Source organism: Arthrobacter sp. Ld5, assembly GCF_051172775.1.
In the GTDB taxonomy this organism is placed as follows: Bacteria; Actinomycetota; Actinomycetes; order Actinomycetales; family Micrococcaceae; genus Arthrobacter_D.
In genome coordinates this window covers 55,918-69,983 of the sequence record NZ_JBPKBO010000022.1, presented here as the reverse complement: position 1 = coordinate 69,983, position 14,066 = coordinate 55,918, and the positions used below count along the sequence as shown (strand labels likewise).

General features: G+C 70.5%; 16 protein-coding genes and 1 tRNA gene. 10 read left to right on the top strand and 7 right to left on the bottom strand.

The features are described from left to right. The first annotated feature begins 16 nt into the window (after positions 1–16). On the top strand, positions 17–286 hold the full coding sequence (locus tag ACSGDB_RS11065) for a hypothetical protein (protein WP_434994752.1): 270 nt from the start codon (positions 17–19) through the stop codon (positions 284–286). A gap of 103 nt (positions 287–389) precedes the next feature. After that, positions 390–851 (top strand): DUF5684 domain-containing protein, encoded by a 462-nt coding sequence (locus ACSGDB_RS11060; protein ID WP_434994751.1) that lies wholly within the window; start codon positions 390–392, stop codon positions 849–851. A 90-nt stretch (positions 852–941) separates the two neighbouring features. On the opposite strand, the gene ACSGDB_RS11055 is transcribed toward ACSGDB_RS11060, so the two are convergent. After that, a tRNA-Ala gene (locus tag ACSGDB_RS11055) sits at positions 942–1,014 on the bottom strand. Positions 1,015–1,126: 112 nt separating this feature from the next. On the opposite strand from ACSGDB_RS11055, the gene ACSGDB_RS11050 reads away from it, so the two are divergent. The 4 genes from ACSGDB_RS11050 (at position 1,127) to ACSGDB_RS11035 (ending at position 6,202) form a co-directional block, all read left to right on the top strand. Then, positions 1,127–2,692: a DHA2 family efflux MFS transporter permease subunit gene (locus ACSGDB_RS11050; protein ID WP_434994750.1), complete on the top strand. Its 1,566-nt coding sequence runs from the start codon at positions 1,127–1,129 to the stop codon at positions 2,690–2,692. 36 nt (positions 2,693–2,728) lie between these two features. After that, on the top strand, positions 2,729–4,210 hold the full coding sequence (locus ACSGDB_RS11045) for a S10 family peptidase (RefSeq protein WP_434994749.1): 1,482 nt from the start codon (positions 2,729–2,731) through the stop codon (positions 4,208–4,210). A gap of 64 nt (positions 4,211–4,274) precedes the next feature. Continuing rightward, on the top strand, positions 4,275–4,400 hold the full coding sequence (locus ACSGDB_RS11040) for a hypothetical protein (protein WP_434994748.1): 126 nt from the start codon (positions 4,275–4,277) through the stop codon (positions 4,398–4,400). Positions 4,401–4,423: 23 nt separating this feature from the next. Continuing rightward, positions 4,424–6,202, top strand: a complete 1,779-nt coding sequence (locus tag ACSGDB_RS11035) for a glycoside hydrolase family 15 protein (RefSeq protein ID WP_434994747.1) — start codon at positions 4,424–4,426, stop codon at positions 6,200–6,202. Between the two features lie 3 nt (positions 6,203–6,205). Here the strand turns inward: ACSGDB_RS11035 and ACSGDB_RS11030 are convergent, their stop codons facing one another. After that, positions 6,206–6,706 (bottom strand): DUF456 domain-containing protein, encoded by a 501-nt coding sequence (locus tag ACSGDB_RS11030; protein WP_434994746.1) that lies wholly within the window; start codon positions 6,704–6,706, stop codon positions 6,206–6,208. 126 nt (positions 6,707–6,832) lie between these two features. On the opposite strand from ACSGDB_RS11030, the gene ACSGDB_RS11025 reads away from it, so the two are divergent. Beyond that, positions 6,833–7,858, top strand: a complete 1,026-nt coding sequence (locus ACSGDB_RS11025) for a YrzE family protein (protein ID WP_434994745.1) — start codon at positions 6,833–6,835, stop codon at positions 7,856–7,858. 79 nt (positions 7,859–7,937) lie between these two features. Here ACSGDB_RS11025 and ACSGDB_RS11020 read toward each other — a convergent pair whose 3' ends face one another. Next, positions 7,938–8,855, bottom strand: coding sequence for an SDR family oxidoreductase (locus tag ACSGDB_RS11020; protein WP_434994744.1), 918 nt, complete (start codon positions 8,853–8,855; stop codon positions 7,938–7,940). A 352-nt stretch (positions 8,856–9,207) separates the two neighbouring features. On the opposite strand from ACSGDB_RS11020, the gene ACSGDB_RS11015 reads away from it, so the two are divergent. The 3 genes from ACSGDB_RS11015 to ACSGDB_RS11005 all read left to right on the top strand — a co-directional run bounded on the left by ACSGDB_RS11015 (position 9,208) and on the right by ACSGDB_RS11005 (position 11,007). Beyond that, complete coding sequence (locus ACSGDB_RS11015; RefSeq protein ID WP_434994743.1) at positions 9,208–10,047, top strand: SDR family oxidoreductase; 840 nt, start codon at positions 9,208–9,210, stop codon at positions 10,045–10,047. A 6-nt stretch (positions 10,048–10,053) separates the two neighbouring features. Then, a complete protein-coding gene (locus ACSGDB_RS11010; RefSeq protein WP_434994742.1) occupies positions 10,054–10,701 on the top strand; it encodes a flavin reductase family protein in 648 nt (215 codons plus the stop codon). A gap of 75 nt (positions 10,702–10,776) precedes the next feature. Beyond that, a complete protein-coding gene (locus ACSGDB_RS11005; protein WP_434994740.1) occupies positions 10,777–11,007 on the top strand; it encodes a zinc-ribbon domain-containing protein in 231 nt (76 codons plus the stop codon). A 12-nt stretch (positions 11,008–11,019) separates the two neighbouring features. On the opposite strand, the gene ACSGDB_RS11000 is transcribed toward ACSGDB_RS11005, so the two are convergent. The 4 genes from ACSGDB_RS11000 to ACSGDB_RS10985 form a co-directional block, all read right to left on the bottom strand. Continuing rightward, positions 11,020–11,766 (bottom strand): anti-sigma factor domain-containing protein, encoded by a 747-nt coding sequence (locus ACSGDB_RS11000; protein ID WP_434994739.1) that lies wholly within the window; start codon positions 11,764–11,766, stop codon positions 11,020–11,022. Beyond that, positions 11,753–12,316 (bottom strand): RNA polymerase sigma factor, encoded by a 564-nt coding sequence (locus ACSGDB_RS10995; protein WP_434994738.1) that lies wholly within the window; start codon positions 12,314–12,316, stop codon positions 11,753–11,755. Before ACSGDB_RS10995 ends, ACSGDB_RS11000 begins: the two co-directional genes overlap by 14 nt. A 75-nt stretch (positions 12,317–12,391) precedes the next feature. After that, positions 12,392–13,102 carry a class F sortase gene (locus tag ACSGDB_RS10990; protein ID WP_434994737.1) on the bottom strand — a complete coding sequence of 237 codons (711 nt, stop codon included), beginning with the start codon at positions 13,100–13,102 and terminating at the stop codon, positions 12,392–12,394. 74 nt (positions 13,103–13,176) lie between these two features. Next, a complete protein-coding gene (locus ACSGDB_RS10985) occupies positions 13,177–13,989 on the bottom strand; it encodes a DUF4397 domain-containing protein (protein WP_434994736.1) in 813 nt (270 codons plus the stop codon). Between the last annotated feature and the right edge of the window lie 77 nt (positions 13,990–14,066).

The following is a 14,066-nucleotide window of genomic DNA, read 5'->3' as shown; positions in this document are numbered from 1 at the left end:
GGGCAGGGGAGGTCGGATGAGCGGGGACGCACAGCGCGGGGACACCGGCACGGCCGACTTCACGCCCTGGCCGCGGCCCGTCCCGTCGCATGTGCTGAGCGCGCTCAAGAAGGTTCTCCTCGTGGCGACGGTCCTCGTGGGCGTGCACCAACTCTTCCCGTCCACGACCCTGGGCTCGTCCCTGAGCAGCACCTTCACCCTCCTCGTGGTGATGTCCTGGCTCGGGCCGCTCACCCGGGTCCTCGCGGCGAAACCCTGGACACGGAAGGCGCCCGAGGCCGAATAGTCGGCGCGGCGCGCGTGCGCCTTCGTCACGAATTCATTAAACGACCGGTAGTGTTCGATCCATGACACCGACTTCCGCCCTTGCCTCAGGCATGCTCCCGGCGATGACCACCACGACCACCACCACTGACCCCGCTGCGGCTGCGGGGGCCGCGATCGGCGGCCTCCTCGGCCTCGTGATCGGCCTCGTGATCATGGGCCTCGCGCTCATGGGCATGTTCAAGAAGGCCGGCGAGCCCGCGTGGGCTGCGTTCGTCCCGCTCTACAACATCATCGTCCTGCTGCGGATCGCAGGGCTCTCGCCCTGGCTGGTCATCCTGGCGTTCATCCCCCTCGCGAACATCGTCCTCGTGGTGCTGCTCGCCATCAACCTCGCGAAGGTCTTCGGCAAGGGCGTCGGCACGGCGGTCCTGATCTTCTTCTTCAATGTGATCATGTACTTCGTCCTGTCCTACGGGTCGGCGCGCTACCTCGGCCGCGAGGCGGCCCGATACCCCCTCGGCCAGGCTCCCCAGCAGGGCCACGGCGCCGTCGGCTCCTACGGGACGAACCAGTACCAGTCCTGATCCGCCAGGCCCGGGGTTCCCGGGCCTCCCCCTACGACAGAAGCGAGGCCCCTGGTGACAGGGGCCTCGCTTCTTGTGTGTACGGAACCGTGGAGCTTAGGGGAATCGAACCCCTGACCTTTTCATTGCGAACGAAACGCTCTACCAACTGAGCTAAAGCCCCGGGTACTACTTCCGGACACCAACACTGTACCCAGAAGTTCCCGCAACGCCCAAAGCGCGGGCGGCTTCCAGACGGGGGAAGGATGTCAGCGGGCGGGCGTAGTCTTCTCACCATGTTCCGCACCCCCGCTCCGGCCGCCACCGAACCCGCCCAGCAGGACGGCATCCGGGCGTGGCCGGCCCTCTGGTCGCTCGTCATCGGGTTCTTCATGATCCTCGTGGACTCGACGATCGTCTCGGTCGCCACCCCGGCCATCATGGAGGGGCTCGACGCCGGAATCGACAGCGTCATCTGGGTGACCAGCGCGTACCTGCTGGCCTACGCGGTGCCGCTGCTGGTGACGGGCCGGCTGGGCGACCGCTTCGGGCCCAAGCGCGTCTACCTGGTGGGGCTGGTGGTCTTCACGCTGTCGAGCGCCTGGTGCGGACTCTCCGGCACGGTGGAGGCGCTGATCCTCGCCCGTGTGCTGCAGGGGCTCGGCGCCGCGCTCATGACGCCGCAGACCATGTCCGTCATCACGCGGATCTTCCCGCCCGAGCGGCGCGGTGCCGCCATGGGCCTGTGGGGCTCGGTCGCCGGCATCGCGACGCTCGTGGGCCCCGTGCTCGGCGGCATCCTCGTGGACTCCGCCGGGTGGGAGTGGATCTTCTTCATCAACGTCCCGATCGGCGTCGTCGGCTTCGTCCTCGCCTTCCGCCTGGTCCCCACGCTGCCCACCACGTCCCACCGCTTCGACCTGCTCGGCGTCGTCCTCAGCGCCTCCGGCCTGTTCTGCCTCGTCTTCGGCATCCAGGAGGGTGAGACCTACGACTGGGGCACCATCGCCGGCCCCCTCTCCGTCTGGTCGCTGATCATCACGGGCGTCGTACTGCTCGTCGCCTTCGTGTTCTGGCAGAAGGTCAACCGCGGCGAGCCCCTCGTGCCGCTGCGGCTGTTCCGGGACCGCAACTTCTCCCTGGCCAACACCTCCATCAGCGCCATGGGTTTCGCCATCACCACGATGGCGCTGCCCCTCATGCTGTACGCGCAGACGGTACGCGGCCTCTCACCCACGCAGGCGGCGCTGCTCCTGACCCCGATGGCGGTGATCTCCGGCGCCCTCGCGCCATTCGTCGGCAAGGCCGTCCAGCGGGGCAACCCGAAGTACATGGCGATCGCCGGGTTCGCCGGCATGTCGGCGTCCCTCTTCTGGCTGGGGTCGCTCCTGACGCCGGATGTCCCCCTCTGGCAGCTCCTGCTGCCGATCTCCCTCCTCGGCCTCTCCAGTGCGGGGATCTGGGCGCCGGTGTCCCTCACCGCCACGCGGAACCTCGCGCCGTCGCTGGCGGGAGCAGGGTCCGGCGTCTACAACACCACGCGGCAGATGGGCGCCGTACTCGGCAGCGCCGCCATCGCGGCGATGATGCAGTCACGCCTGATGGCGAACCTCGACGGCGGCGGCATGAGCGCCACCCCCGGGGCGGCGCTGCCCGACGACGCGAAGGCCGGCTACGCGCTCTCCATGGGCCAGTCGCTTTACCTGCCCGCCTGCATCATCATCGTCGGCTTCCTCGCCGCGCTGTTCTTCGCCCGTCCGCAGCGCAACGACCAGTGGTCCCGCGACGCCGGGGCCGCCCGCGCCCAGGGCGACTCCCGGTCGGCGTCGGACCCGCGGGAGACGACTACCGCCGACTCCTGAGCGGTTGCCTCAGAGAACTACCGGTAGTCTTCTGGCATGGCTGAAGAGACGAAGGACACACCGGGCACTGCCGCACAGGACCAGGATGCGAGGGCCAGGGAGGTGTCGGACGACTTCGCCGTCCGGGAGCACACCTCCCCCACGGGCCTGAAGTACACGACGACGACCGGGCGCCTCGTCCTCCGGCGCGAGGAGACGAAGGACGGCAAGGTGGACGGCTTCAAGCCGAAGGCCGAGATCTTCATCGTCGCCTACACGAAGCAGGACCCGGAACCGGACCGGCCCGTCACCTTCGCCTTCAACGGCGGGCCCGGATCCGCCTCCGTGTGGCTCCATCTGGGCCTGCTGGGCCCGCGCCTGGTGGACGCGGGGGACGTCGGCTCGATGACGCCCGCCCCCTTCGGCCTCGTCGACAACCCGGGCAGCCTGCTGGAGTCGAGCGACCTCGTGATGATCGACCCGGTGAACACCGGCTACTCGCGCGTGGTCGACGGCGAGGCGGCCGACGAGTTCCACGCCTTCGTCCAGGACCGCGACCTCGTGGCCGAGGTCATCCGCCTCTGGACCACCCGCAACAACCGCTGGCTCTCCCCCAAGTATCTCGTCGGCGAGTCCTACGGCACGCTCCGGGCCGTCGCGGTGGCCGGGCGCCTGTTCGACGCCTACGGCATGGCGGTCAACGGACTCGGCCTCATCTCGACCGTGCTCAACATGTCGACGCTGCGGTTCTTCCCCGGCAGCGACCTGCCCTACGCGCTCCACCTGCCCACCTACGCCGCGATCGCGCACTTCCACGGGCGGCACGGCGACCGGACGCTCCCCGACGTGCTCCGTGAGGCCGAGGAGTTCGCGGCACGCGACTTCGGCTACGCACTGACGCAGGGCAGCCGGTTGAGCCCGGCGGAGTACGACGACGTCGTCGCCCGCCTGCATGCCATCACGACGCTCGACGAGGGCTTCATCCGCCGCACGAACCTCCGCTGGGCCTACCACGAGTTCGCGGCCGAACTCCTGCGCGGCCGGGGCCTCGCCGTGGGGCGCATCGACGGCCGGTTCGCCGCCCGGCCCGGGAACCAGCAGGCCTCGGACTCCTTCGACGACCCCAGCATGCGGGCGATCACCGGGCCCTACTCCGCGGCGATGAACCACTACGTCCGGGCCGAACTCGGCTACGAGAACGACCTCCCCTACGAGATCCTCACCGCCCGCGTCCAGCCCTGGAGCTACCGGACCTTCGAGGGTGCGCCCGTCGACGTGTCCGGGGTCCTGGAACGCCTCCTCGTGCACAATCCCGCCCTCCGCGTGCACGTCGACTACGGCTACCACGACGGTGCCACGCCCCACTTCGCGGCCGAGTACGTGTGGGCGCACATGAACCTCGACGACGCCGCTCGCGCCCGCTTCACGCATCACTACCACGAGGCCGGCCACATGATGTACCTGAACCCCGTAGCACGGGACGCCCAGCTCCGCGCGCTGGCGGCGTTCGTCACGGAGGGCCGGGCCGCACAGGAATGATCAGTAGGATGATGAAACCGACCGGCCGCATCCCTCGCGGACGGCCCTACCTCAAGGACACACCATGCTGCTGAAGAAGATCCTGTGGGCCCTCGTGCCCGTCGTCGCCTCACGCCTGATGAACGGCCGCCGCGCGAGCCGGCAGTCCCGTGCCGGCAAGATGCGCTACAACGGCCGGTCCGGCAGGTAGACGGAACCGCGGCGGACCGGCACGTGACCGGCAGCGCGCTCCGCGACACGGCGGGCTTCGCCGATCTCCGCTCCTATGCGGCGATCGGCGACGGGCGCACCGTGGCACTGGTGGCGCTCGACGGATCCATCGACTGGTACCCGACCCCGGACCTCGATTCCGCCCCGGCCTTCGCCCGCCTGCTGGACGCCCGGGAGGGTTTCCTGTCGCTCGCCCCCACGGAGCACTTCTCCGTGGAGCGCCGCTACGCCGACGGGTCCAACGTCCTGGAAACCACCTTCACCACGGCCGCCGGCACGGTGCGCGTCACCGATTCCCTCAACACGGGGGTGGCCGGCCGGCTTCCGTGGGGCGAGCTGGCCCGACGCGTCGACGGCCTGACCGGTGCGGTGGAGATGGCCTGGTCCGTCGCGCCCGGCACCTGCTTCGGCGAGGCATCACCGTGGGTCGACACGGGGGCCGCGCATCCGATCCTGCGCATCGACGGCGTCGCGCTCGGCGTCCTGGGCATCGACCACGGCGTCCGGCACGCAGGGGGGCGGTCCGTCACGGGCGTCTTCACCACCTCGCCCGGATCGAGGCACCTGGTCGCCGTCGTCTCCACGCACGGCGAGCCCCTCCCCCTCCCGGACCCGCAGACCGTGGACGACGGCGTGGACCGCACCATCGCCAACTGGCAGTCCTGGTCGGACAGCTTCGCCTACGACGGCGAGTACCGGCACGCGGTGCTGCGCAGCGCCCTCACCCTGAAGCTGCTGCTGCACAGCCCGTCCGGATCGATCGCGGCCGCCGCCACGACGTCCCTCCCCGAGAGCGTCGCGGGCGGCAAGAACTGGGACTACCGCTACGCCTGGGTCCGGGACACCGCGTACACGCTCCACGCCCTCACCCGGGCGGGGGTCCGCGAGGAGGTGCACGCCGCGGTGTCGTGGATGCTGAAGAACTTGCGGGCGCAGGGCACCGATCTGGAGGTCTTCACCCGGCTCAACGGGGACGTCCCCGACGGGACGCACCGCCCGGATTTGACCGGCTGGCGCGGCATCGGCCCCGTCGTCGACGGCAATCCCGCCGCCGGCCAGCTGCAACTGGGCGTGTTCGGGGACATCTTCGACATCGTGTGGCAGTACGTCCAGGCGGGCCACTCGCTCGATCCGGCTACGATGCGGCAGCTGGCCGATCTCGCGGACCTCGCCTGCGACAGCTGGCAGCGCCGGGACGCCGGCATGTGGGAACTGCCGGAGGAGCGGCACTACGTGACCTCCAAGCTCGGATGCTGGAACGCCCTCCGGTGCGCCGTCCTGCTCGCCGAGCGCGGACAGCTCCAGGGGCCGGTCGAACGGTGGACCGGGGAGCGCGACCGCATCCGCGACTGGGTGCATGAACACGGGTGGTCCGAGGAGCGCCAGAGCTACATCTGGTATCCGGGTTCCACCGAACTCGACGCCTCGATCCTCCTGCACGCGATAAGCGGCTTCGACACCGGGCCGCGCATGTCCTCGACGCTCGACGCCCTCCGCGCGGAACTCGGCGCCGGCCCCCTGCTCTACCGCTACAGCGGGATGCAGGAGGAAGAGGGCGCGTTCGTGGCATGCGCCTTCTGGATGGTGTCGGCGTTGGTCGCCGTGGGCCGCCGGGGTGAGGCCGTCCACCTGATGGACGAGCTCGTGCCCCTGGCCAACGACGTCGGCACCATGGCGGAGATGATCGAACCGTCCGACGGCGCATTCCTGGGGAACCTGCCGCAGGGGCTGAGCCACCTCGCGCTGATCGTCGCCGCGCTGACCCTCTCGGGAGACTCCTGACGCCTACTGCCCGGCGAAGTGGACCCACACCCCGATGACCCAGGTGGCCCCGGCCAGGCAGGCGAGCGCCAGCTCGGCGAGGATCCCGAAGCCCGTCGCCTTCAGGGCGTGGAGGCTGGAGGTGACCGCCTCCCGCGCGTTCCGCTGCCGGGCGAACTCGCTGAGGAACAGCCCGAGGGCGAATCCCACGACCAGGCCGACGACGGGGATGACGAACATGCCGGCGATCCCGGCGAGCACGCCGACGGTGACGGACCGGCCGGGGATCTGTCGCTGCCGCAGCGTCCTGCCCGTGAGCACCAGCCCTGCGGCGAGCCCCGCACCCGCCAGGACCGTCCCGACCGCAAAGACGGTCCAGCCCGTGGTGCTCGCCACCGTGAGCGCCCAGACGAGCAGCGACACGATGATCAGGATGCTGCCCGGCAGCACCGGTATCACCACACCCGCGATGCCGACGGCGATCAGCGCTCCACACACCACGGTCACGAGCAGCTGAGGATCCATGAGCCCAGTCTCGCATCCCGCGGTGCGGCGCGGCGCCACCGGCCCTTCCGGGTCGGATCGTGGGATACTTGCAGGGAATACTAAGCCACCTTAGCGAGCCTGCGGGCCCTGAGATCAGGAGGACCGATGAGTACACCGGCAACAGGGAACACGGACGGCGACCGCCGGGACGCCGCCGGACCCGAGCACACCCAGGACAACCCCACCGAGCTGATGGACACCCACCGCGCGGGAACCGGTGACCGCGGGGCGTCGGCCGTGGCGCCGTCGCCGGCGCAGGGCGGGGGCACCGACGGCGGGAGGGGGTACGAGTCCGACGACGACGCGGGCGGCTACGTCCCGGGCATGTACTCCGACAGCCCGGCCGACACCGCGGACAGCACGCCCACCCGGCGGCAGGCGCCGCCCATCTCCGCCTCCCGGGAGACGCGTCCCGCCGAGGACACGACGACGCGGCCCCACACGCAGGTGGCCCCCGCGGCGCCCGCCGGCAAGCGCAGCGACCGCGGCACCACCGTGCCCGAGACCGACCACCACCTCGCACGCGGCGCGGCAGCCGCGTCGGGCGTCCCCAGCCTGTCCGACCGCAAGCTGCTGCACCAGCGCGAGAAGGAGCACTTCGGGGGCATGAGGTTCGGCTCGGCGTTCTTCGGCTGGCTCACGGCCACCGGCATGTTCGTGCTGCTCTCCGCCCTCGTGGGCGGTCTCGCCTCGCTCTTCGGCGTCGGCGGCAACCTCTCCACCACGGAGCTCACGAGCGGCTCGGGCGAGGCCCAGAGCGCGGCGATCACGACGGCCGTGGTGCTCGGCATCATGCTGCTCGTCGCCTACTACACCGGCGGGTACGTCGCCGGGCGCATGGCGCGGTTCAGCGGGGCCAAGCAGGGCGTCGCCGTGTGGCTGTGGGCGGTGATCGTCACCCTCGTGCTCGCCATCATCGGGCTCGTCGTCGGCAACCAGGCGAACGTCACGGAACGGGTGCAGGACCTCGGCCTGCCCTCCCTGCAGGACTTCACCGGGCCCGGGCTCCTCGTCCTGCTCGTGGTGGCGGCCATCGCGCTCGCCGGGGCCGTCCTCGGCGGGCTCGCCGGCATGCGGTACCACCGCCGTATCGACCGCGCGGACTTCGACGCCCTGGACGAGGCCCCGTAGCTCCGTCGCGACGCACCGCCCGACGACAGCAGCCCCGGACTCGCAGGAGTCCGGGGCTGCTGTCGTCAGGCCTCAGGGATCACGGCGAGGGCATGCCGCCGTTGACGTTCAGCGTCTCACCGAGGACGTAGCTCGACTCGGAGGACGCCAGGAAGACGTACGCGGGCGCGAGCTCGGTCGGCTGTCCTGCGCGGCCCAGCGGGGTGTCCTTCCCGAACTCGGGCAGCGCCTCCTTCGGCTGTCCGCCGGAGGGCTGCAGCGGCGTCCAGATGGGTCCGGGCGCCACGGCGTTGACCCGGATGCCCTTGGGGGCGAGCTGCTGGGCGAGCCCCTTGGTGAAGTTGTTGATCGCGGCCTTGGTGCTCGCGTAGTCCACGAGGGTCGGCGAGGGCTCGTAGGCCTGGATCGACGTCGAGTTGATGATCGCCGAACCGGGCTGGAGGTGCTTGAGCGCCTCCTTGGTCACGCGGAAGAACGAGTAGATGTTCGTCTTGTACGTGTGGTCCAGCTGCTCGTCGGTCAGCTCCTCGAGCGATTCGACGGCCACCTGCTTGCCGGCGTTGTTGACGAGGGTGTCCAGACCACCGAGGCCGTCCACGGCCTCCTGGACGACGGAGATGCAGTACGCGGGATCCTTCAGGTCACCCGGGATGCAGACGGCCGTGCGGCCCTCCGCCTCGATGAGCGCCTTGACGACCTGCGCATCCTCCTCCTCCTCGGGGAGGTAGGACAGCGCGACGTCGGCCCCTTCGCGGGCGAACGCGATGGCGACGGCGGCGCCGATCCCGGAATCCGCCCCGGTGATCAGGGCCTTGCGGCCCGTGAGCCTGCCCGTGCCGCGGTAGGAGGTCTCGCCGCGGTCGGCCGTGATGTCCATCTGGGACTCGAGCCCGGGCTCGCTGGTGTGTTCGGCGGGAGGGGTGATGCTCTCGAACCGCGTCACCGGGTTCTGGAACGTGTACTGGTCGGTGGATCCTGCGGTGCTGGCGGAGGTCATGGGTGTTCTCCCTGGGGTCGGTGCGTACCCTGCGCCGCTGCGGGCGCCGGTCCGGAAGTCGGCTCGCCGCTGAAGGTAAGCCTACTTATGACCCTAGGGCCGCCAGGGCTGCCGGGCAAGTCCGGGGTCAGGGCGGGCCGCACGGGAGGAGTGCGGCTCCCGTGCCCGGGAGGTCCTAGAAGAGGACGGAGAAGAAACCCGCGCCGATGCTGAGGACCAGGGCGGCGACGAGCAGCCAGACGATCGGGGTGCGGAGCCGGCGCATGTGATCCATAGGCGTCGAGTCTAGTCGCCACGGACCCGCCTCGATGCCGGGAGGAATAACTCCGCCCTCGGCGTGGCTGTTCCGGGCATGGAGCAGCGCATCGCAGTCACAGGGTCCACCGGCGCCGTGGGCGGGCTCGTCGCCCGCGCCCTCGCCGCCGACGGCGTGCCCCTCGTCCTCCCGGCCAGGTCACCGGACCGCGTGCAGCGCCTCCCGGACGCCGTCGTCCGGCAGTGCGCCTACGACGACGCCGACGCCGCCGTCGAGGCGCTCGCGGGCGTCGACGTCCTGTTCATGGTCTCCGCGGCCGAGGAGGCCGACCGCGTGGCGACCCACCGCATCTTCATCGACGCGGCGGAGGCGGCGGGCGTGCGGCACGTCGTCTACACCTCCTTCCTCGGCGCCGCGCCCGACGCCACCTTCCTGCTCGCCCGGGACCACTGGGCCACGGAGGAGTACCTGCGGCGCTCCGGCATGGCCTGGACGTTCCTCCGCGACAACCTCTACTCCGACGTCGTGCCCGCGCTCGCCGAGGACGGCGTCATCCGCGGTCCTGCCGGGGGCGGCCGGCTCTCCGCCGTCGCCCGGTCCGACGTCGCGCGGTCCGCTGCCGCGATCCTGCGTGCCCCGGCGGACCATGAGGGGCAGGCCTACCGGCTGACCGGCCCGGAAGCGTTCACCCTGACCGAGGCCGCCGCGACGCTGACGGAGCTCACGCCGGCGAGCGTGCGGTTCGAGGACCAGACGCACGAGGAGGCGATCGCCTCCCGCGCCCACCATGGCGCGACCCGCCCGCAGGTCGAGGCCTGGGTGAGCACGTACACGGCCATCGCACGCGGCGAGCTGGCCGAGGTGTCCCCCGACGTCGAGCAGCTCACCGGGCATCGCCCGCTGAGCCTCCGCGACCTCCTCACGGCGCGGGGCTAGGCCGGGATGCGCAAGGATGTCGTTCCCGACCCCGCCGACAGGCGCGCGTTCTACCGGCTGCTGACCTCCGTCGTCGTGCCGCGGCCCATCGCCTGGGTCTCGTCCACGTCGGCGGACGGCGTGGACAACCTCGCACCGCATTCCTTCTTCACGATCGCGTCGGTCGACCCGCCGATCGTCCAGTTCACGTCGGTGGGCCGCAAGGACTCCGTGCGCAACATCGAAGCCACGGGTGAGTTCGTGGTCGGCTTCACGCCGGAGGGCCTGTTCGAGGCCGTCAACGCCACCGCCACCGATTTCCCGCCGGAGGTCAGCGAGTTCGACGCCGTCGGGCTCACCCGGGAGCCGAGCGCGACGGTGCGGCCGCCGCGGATCCTGGAATCCCCCGTGGCGCTCGAGTGCCGGCTCCACCTGATCCAGGAGATGGGGAACTGCACCCTCGTGTTCGGGGAGGTGCTGCACGCAGCGGTCTCGGAGGACGTTCTCGACGGCGATCTCCCCTCGATCACCGCACTCGGACCGCTCTCGCGCCTGGGGAGGAACGAGTGGGGGACGGCGGGAACCATCCGGACGATCTCGCGCATTCCCGTACGGGAATGGCCAGGGCACTACCGCGGAGCACGGACCCCCGATGCCGGCCCGTCCTCCCGCTGATCAGCCTGCCGGACGCCGGAGGGGACAATACTAAGCGGGCTTTCTTCTTTGTGGCGGCGCCCGTACCGTGGAGGGATGTTCTTCCTCTTCGGCCTCACCACGCGTGAGCACCTCCAGTCCACCCGCTCGGCCTCCTGCCGCTTCTGCGGGATGTTCGCACCGCAGCAGCTGATCCTGCGCAGGACGAAGATCTCGGTGTTCTTCATCCCGCTCCTCACCGTGAGGACGACGCGCCTCCAGGTGTGCACGAACTGCGGCGGCACCTCACGGATCAGCGGCATGGAAGAACGCGCCCTCACGCACTGACGCGGCGGGCCCTCAGCCGCCGACGGAACCGATCGTGCCCCTGACCATGCTGACGCTGGAGTGGGTGGGGTCGCCGTCGAAGGGCTCATCGGAGACGTCGACGATGGGGTATTCCGCCAGGTCGATGTCCTCCGGCACCGCGAAGGTGCCGTGCTCCGTCTCCAGCAGGCCGACGCTGTACATCTCCTGCAGATCCGGGGCGATCAGCCACACCTGCCGGAACCCCTCCGGCGCAGCCCCGGTCAGATCGATGTCGAGACTCCGGGTGCCGTCGTCGCCGCGCAGGACCGTCGCCTGCCCGGACCCGGAGAATCCGGGCAGGGGGTCCAGCTCCGCCCGGGCCAGCACCACGCCGTCGTCGCCGGACCGCAGCGTCTCCCAGCCCCAGAGCGCCCCTCCACCAACGAGGATGCCGACGCCGGCGGCGACCGCCAGCCAGCGGGTGGGAACCTGGCGCCTCCTGCGGCTGCGCGAATCCCCGGCCCCGGCGAGGGGGTGCACGTTCGTCGCCGGGTCGGCGGGGGGTTCCGCATCGTCCGCGCGCAGACCGAGCTCGGCCCTCACAGCCTCCCAGACCGCGGGATCGGGCCGTTCGAGGACCGCGACCGCGCCGTCGGCCCTCGCTGTGGCGACGACGCCGCGCAGGCCTTCCACGTCGGCGGCACACGCGCTGCACTGTTCCAGATGCGCCCGCGACCAGGGGTCGAGTGTTTCACCCAGCGCAGCAAGACCCACGGCATCCGGGTCAAGATGCTGCATTCCATTCCCCCAGTCGATTACGCAGGTGCACGAGACTCCTTCGGATGTGGCTCTTGACTGTTCCCAACGGGAGATCCATCCGCGCCGAGATCTGCTGGTGTGTGAGGTCTTCGTAGAAGGCCAGTTTAAGGATGGAGCCCTGCGGCTCGCCGAGCCGTTCGAGCTCCGATCCCAGGACGACGCGATCGGTGATGCTGTCGACACCGTGGTCCGACCCGCCACCCGGCTCCGGCGCGAAGCCGGCCCGAGCCACGAGATGCTCCTGGCGGCTCCTGGCAGACAGGGAGTCGAGGATGACGTTGCGGCAGATCCCCATGATCCAGGCCGGCACGACACCCGATTCGGGATCGAACCGGTCCCGGGATCGCCACGCCCTGACGAACACGTCCTGGGTGACGTCCGCAGCAGCCGTCCGGTCCCTCATCGACCGCAGGGCGATCGTGTACACGAGAGGGGAGAAGCACTCGTACGCGACGGTCATCGCCCGCTCGTCCCCCGCGGAGAAGTCCAGGTCGAGCTGCCTCGTCCATTCCGGGGGCGGAGATGCCACGCGTCACTCCTCAAGCCGGGGCCGATGCCGCACCGGTGCGGCGTCCTGCGATCCTAGGCTCTTACCCCTTCGGACTCAGAGCGGTAAGGCTGTGAGCACTACATTATCCTCATAGTCTCCTTCCTCGGCCAACCATTCACCCCCGCAGGTGATGACCTTGAGTTCGTGGGCGCCGTCGCGCTTGAAGATCTCCGATCCGTTCAGCGTGGCCTTCGGGACGTTCCGCACATCCGAGACCTCGTACGTCAGGGACCGGCCGTCCTCCAGGCCCACCGTGACGATCGTGCCGACCGCCACGTCCTTCAACTGCGCGAAGGGCATCACCTCGGTGAGGCTGTCGACGTGCGCGGCGATCACCGCGTTGCCCTTCTCCGCTCCCGGGGACGGGCCGTACCGGTACCACCCCGCCTCGTAGAAGCTGTCGGGAATCTCCATGGCGTCGTTGTCCTCGATCCCGACGTCCACGACCTTCACCGAGATGTCGGTGCCGGCGATGGCGAGCGAGACGGGTTCCGGATCCCTCGGCTGGAGCGCCGCGTCCGCCTGCTGCACGGGCACATCCGCGACCGCCGTCGGACGCGCGGGTGGCGGCGTCGGGGGTGCCGTCTCGGTTGCAGGCGCCGCGGAGGGCACCTGGCTGCCGGCATCGTCCGCGGGGACGGTCGGCGCCGGGACGGGGGCCGTGATCGCCGGTGCCGGGTCCGCAGGCACGTCGGCCTGCGCGCAGCCCGTGAGGAGCACGGACGCGAGGATCGCCGCGGCCAGGGCGGGTCGTCTGGAATGCACTGTCTAGGACTCTCCTGCGAAGGGTGGCGTGCCGGGCGGGGTGCGAACGGCCTCCCCGCCCGGCACTGCTGGCATCAGATCCGCGCGGTCCGACGGCGGGCGACGGCTACCGCTCCGCCGAGCAGGGCCAGGAGCAGTGCCCCGAGCCCGACGGCCGCTCCGTTGTCGTCCTGGGCTGCGAGCCCGGACTGGCCACCCGGGACGGCGCCGGGTGCGGAGTGGAGCCCTTCGATCGACTGCGTGGCGAGCGCGAGGTTGCCTGCTTCGAGGCTGCCCCAGGCGTAGACGATCGTCGACGTACCTTCCGGGAGGTTCAGATCGGCGGGGCCGATCACCGGATCGGTGGTGCCCGTGGCCGCGACGGCCGCCGAGACCGTGCCGGGATCCGTCGTCAGCGACGCCTCGTCCGGGTTGCTCAGGTTCTGGATGATCGGCGTACCTCCGGCCAGGACATCAACGGCGGGGGCGGCTGCGACGTGGCGCACCGTCAGCCGGGTCTTGCCGGCCTCGATGGTCGAGGTGTCATTGGTGTAGAAGTTCGCCGTCGGCTGGCCCGCGGCGTCGAGGTTCGCCGTGGCGGTGTAGTTGCCACCGGCCTCGAGTGTCACGTCGACGGGGCCGATCACCGGTGCGCTCGCGTCCGCGGCATCCGACGCCGTGATGGCCAACTGGTAGTCCCCTGCCGGGAGGGCGAGCGGGCCGGCGAGCGTGCCCGGGGTGAAGTCGTCCAGCGTGAGTGCACCGTTGACGTACACGTCCACCGTGAGGTCGGGGACGCCATGAAGGACGGACAGGGACGCATCGCCGTCTGCGGCGGCGGCCGGGGCTGCGATGGACGCTGCTCCCAGTGCTGCTACGGCTCCAATGGCGTACAGGCTTCGTTGCATTGCTACTCCTTGGTGAGGCCCCGTATCGGGGTTTTTCGCTGACACCCGGTACTACCCGGGCGCGGGGCGATTTGGAT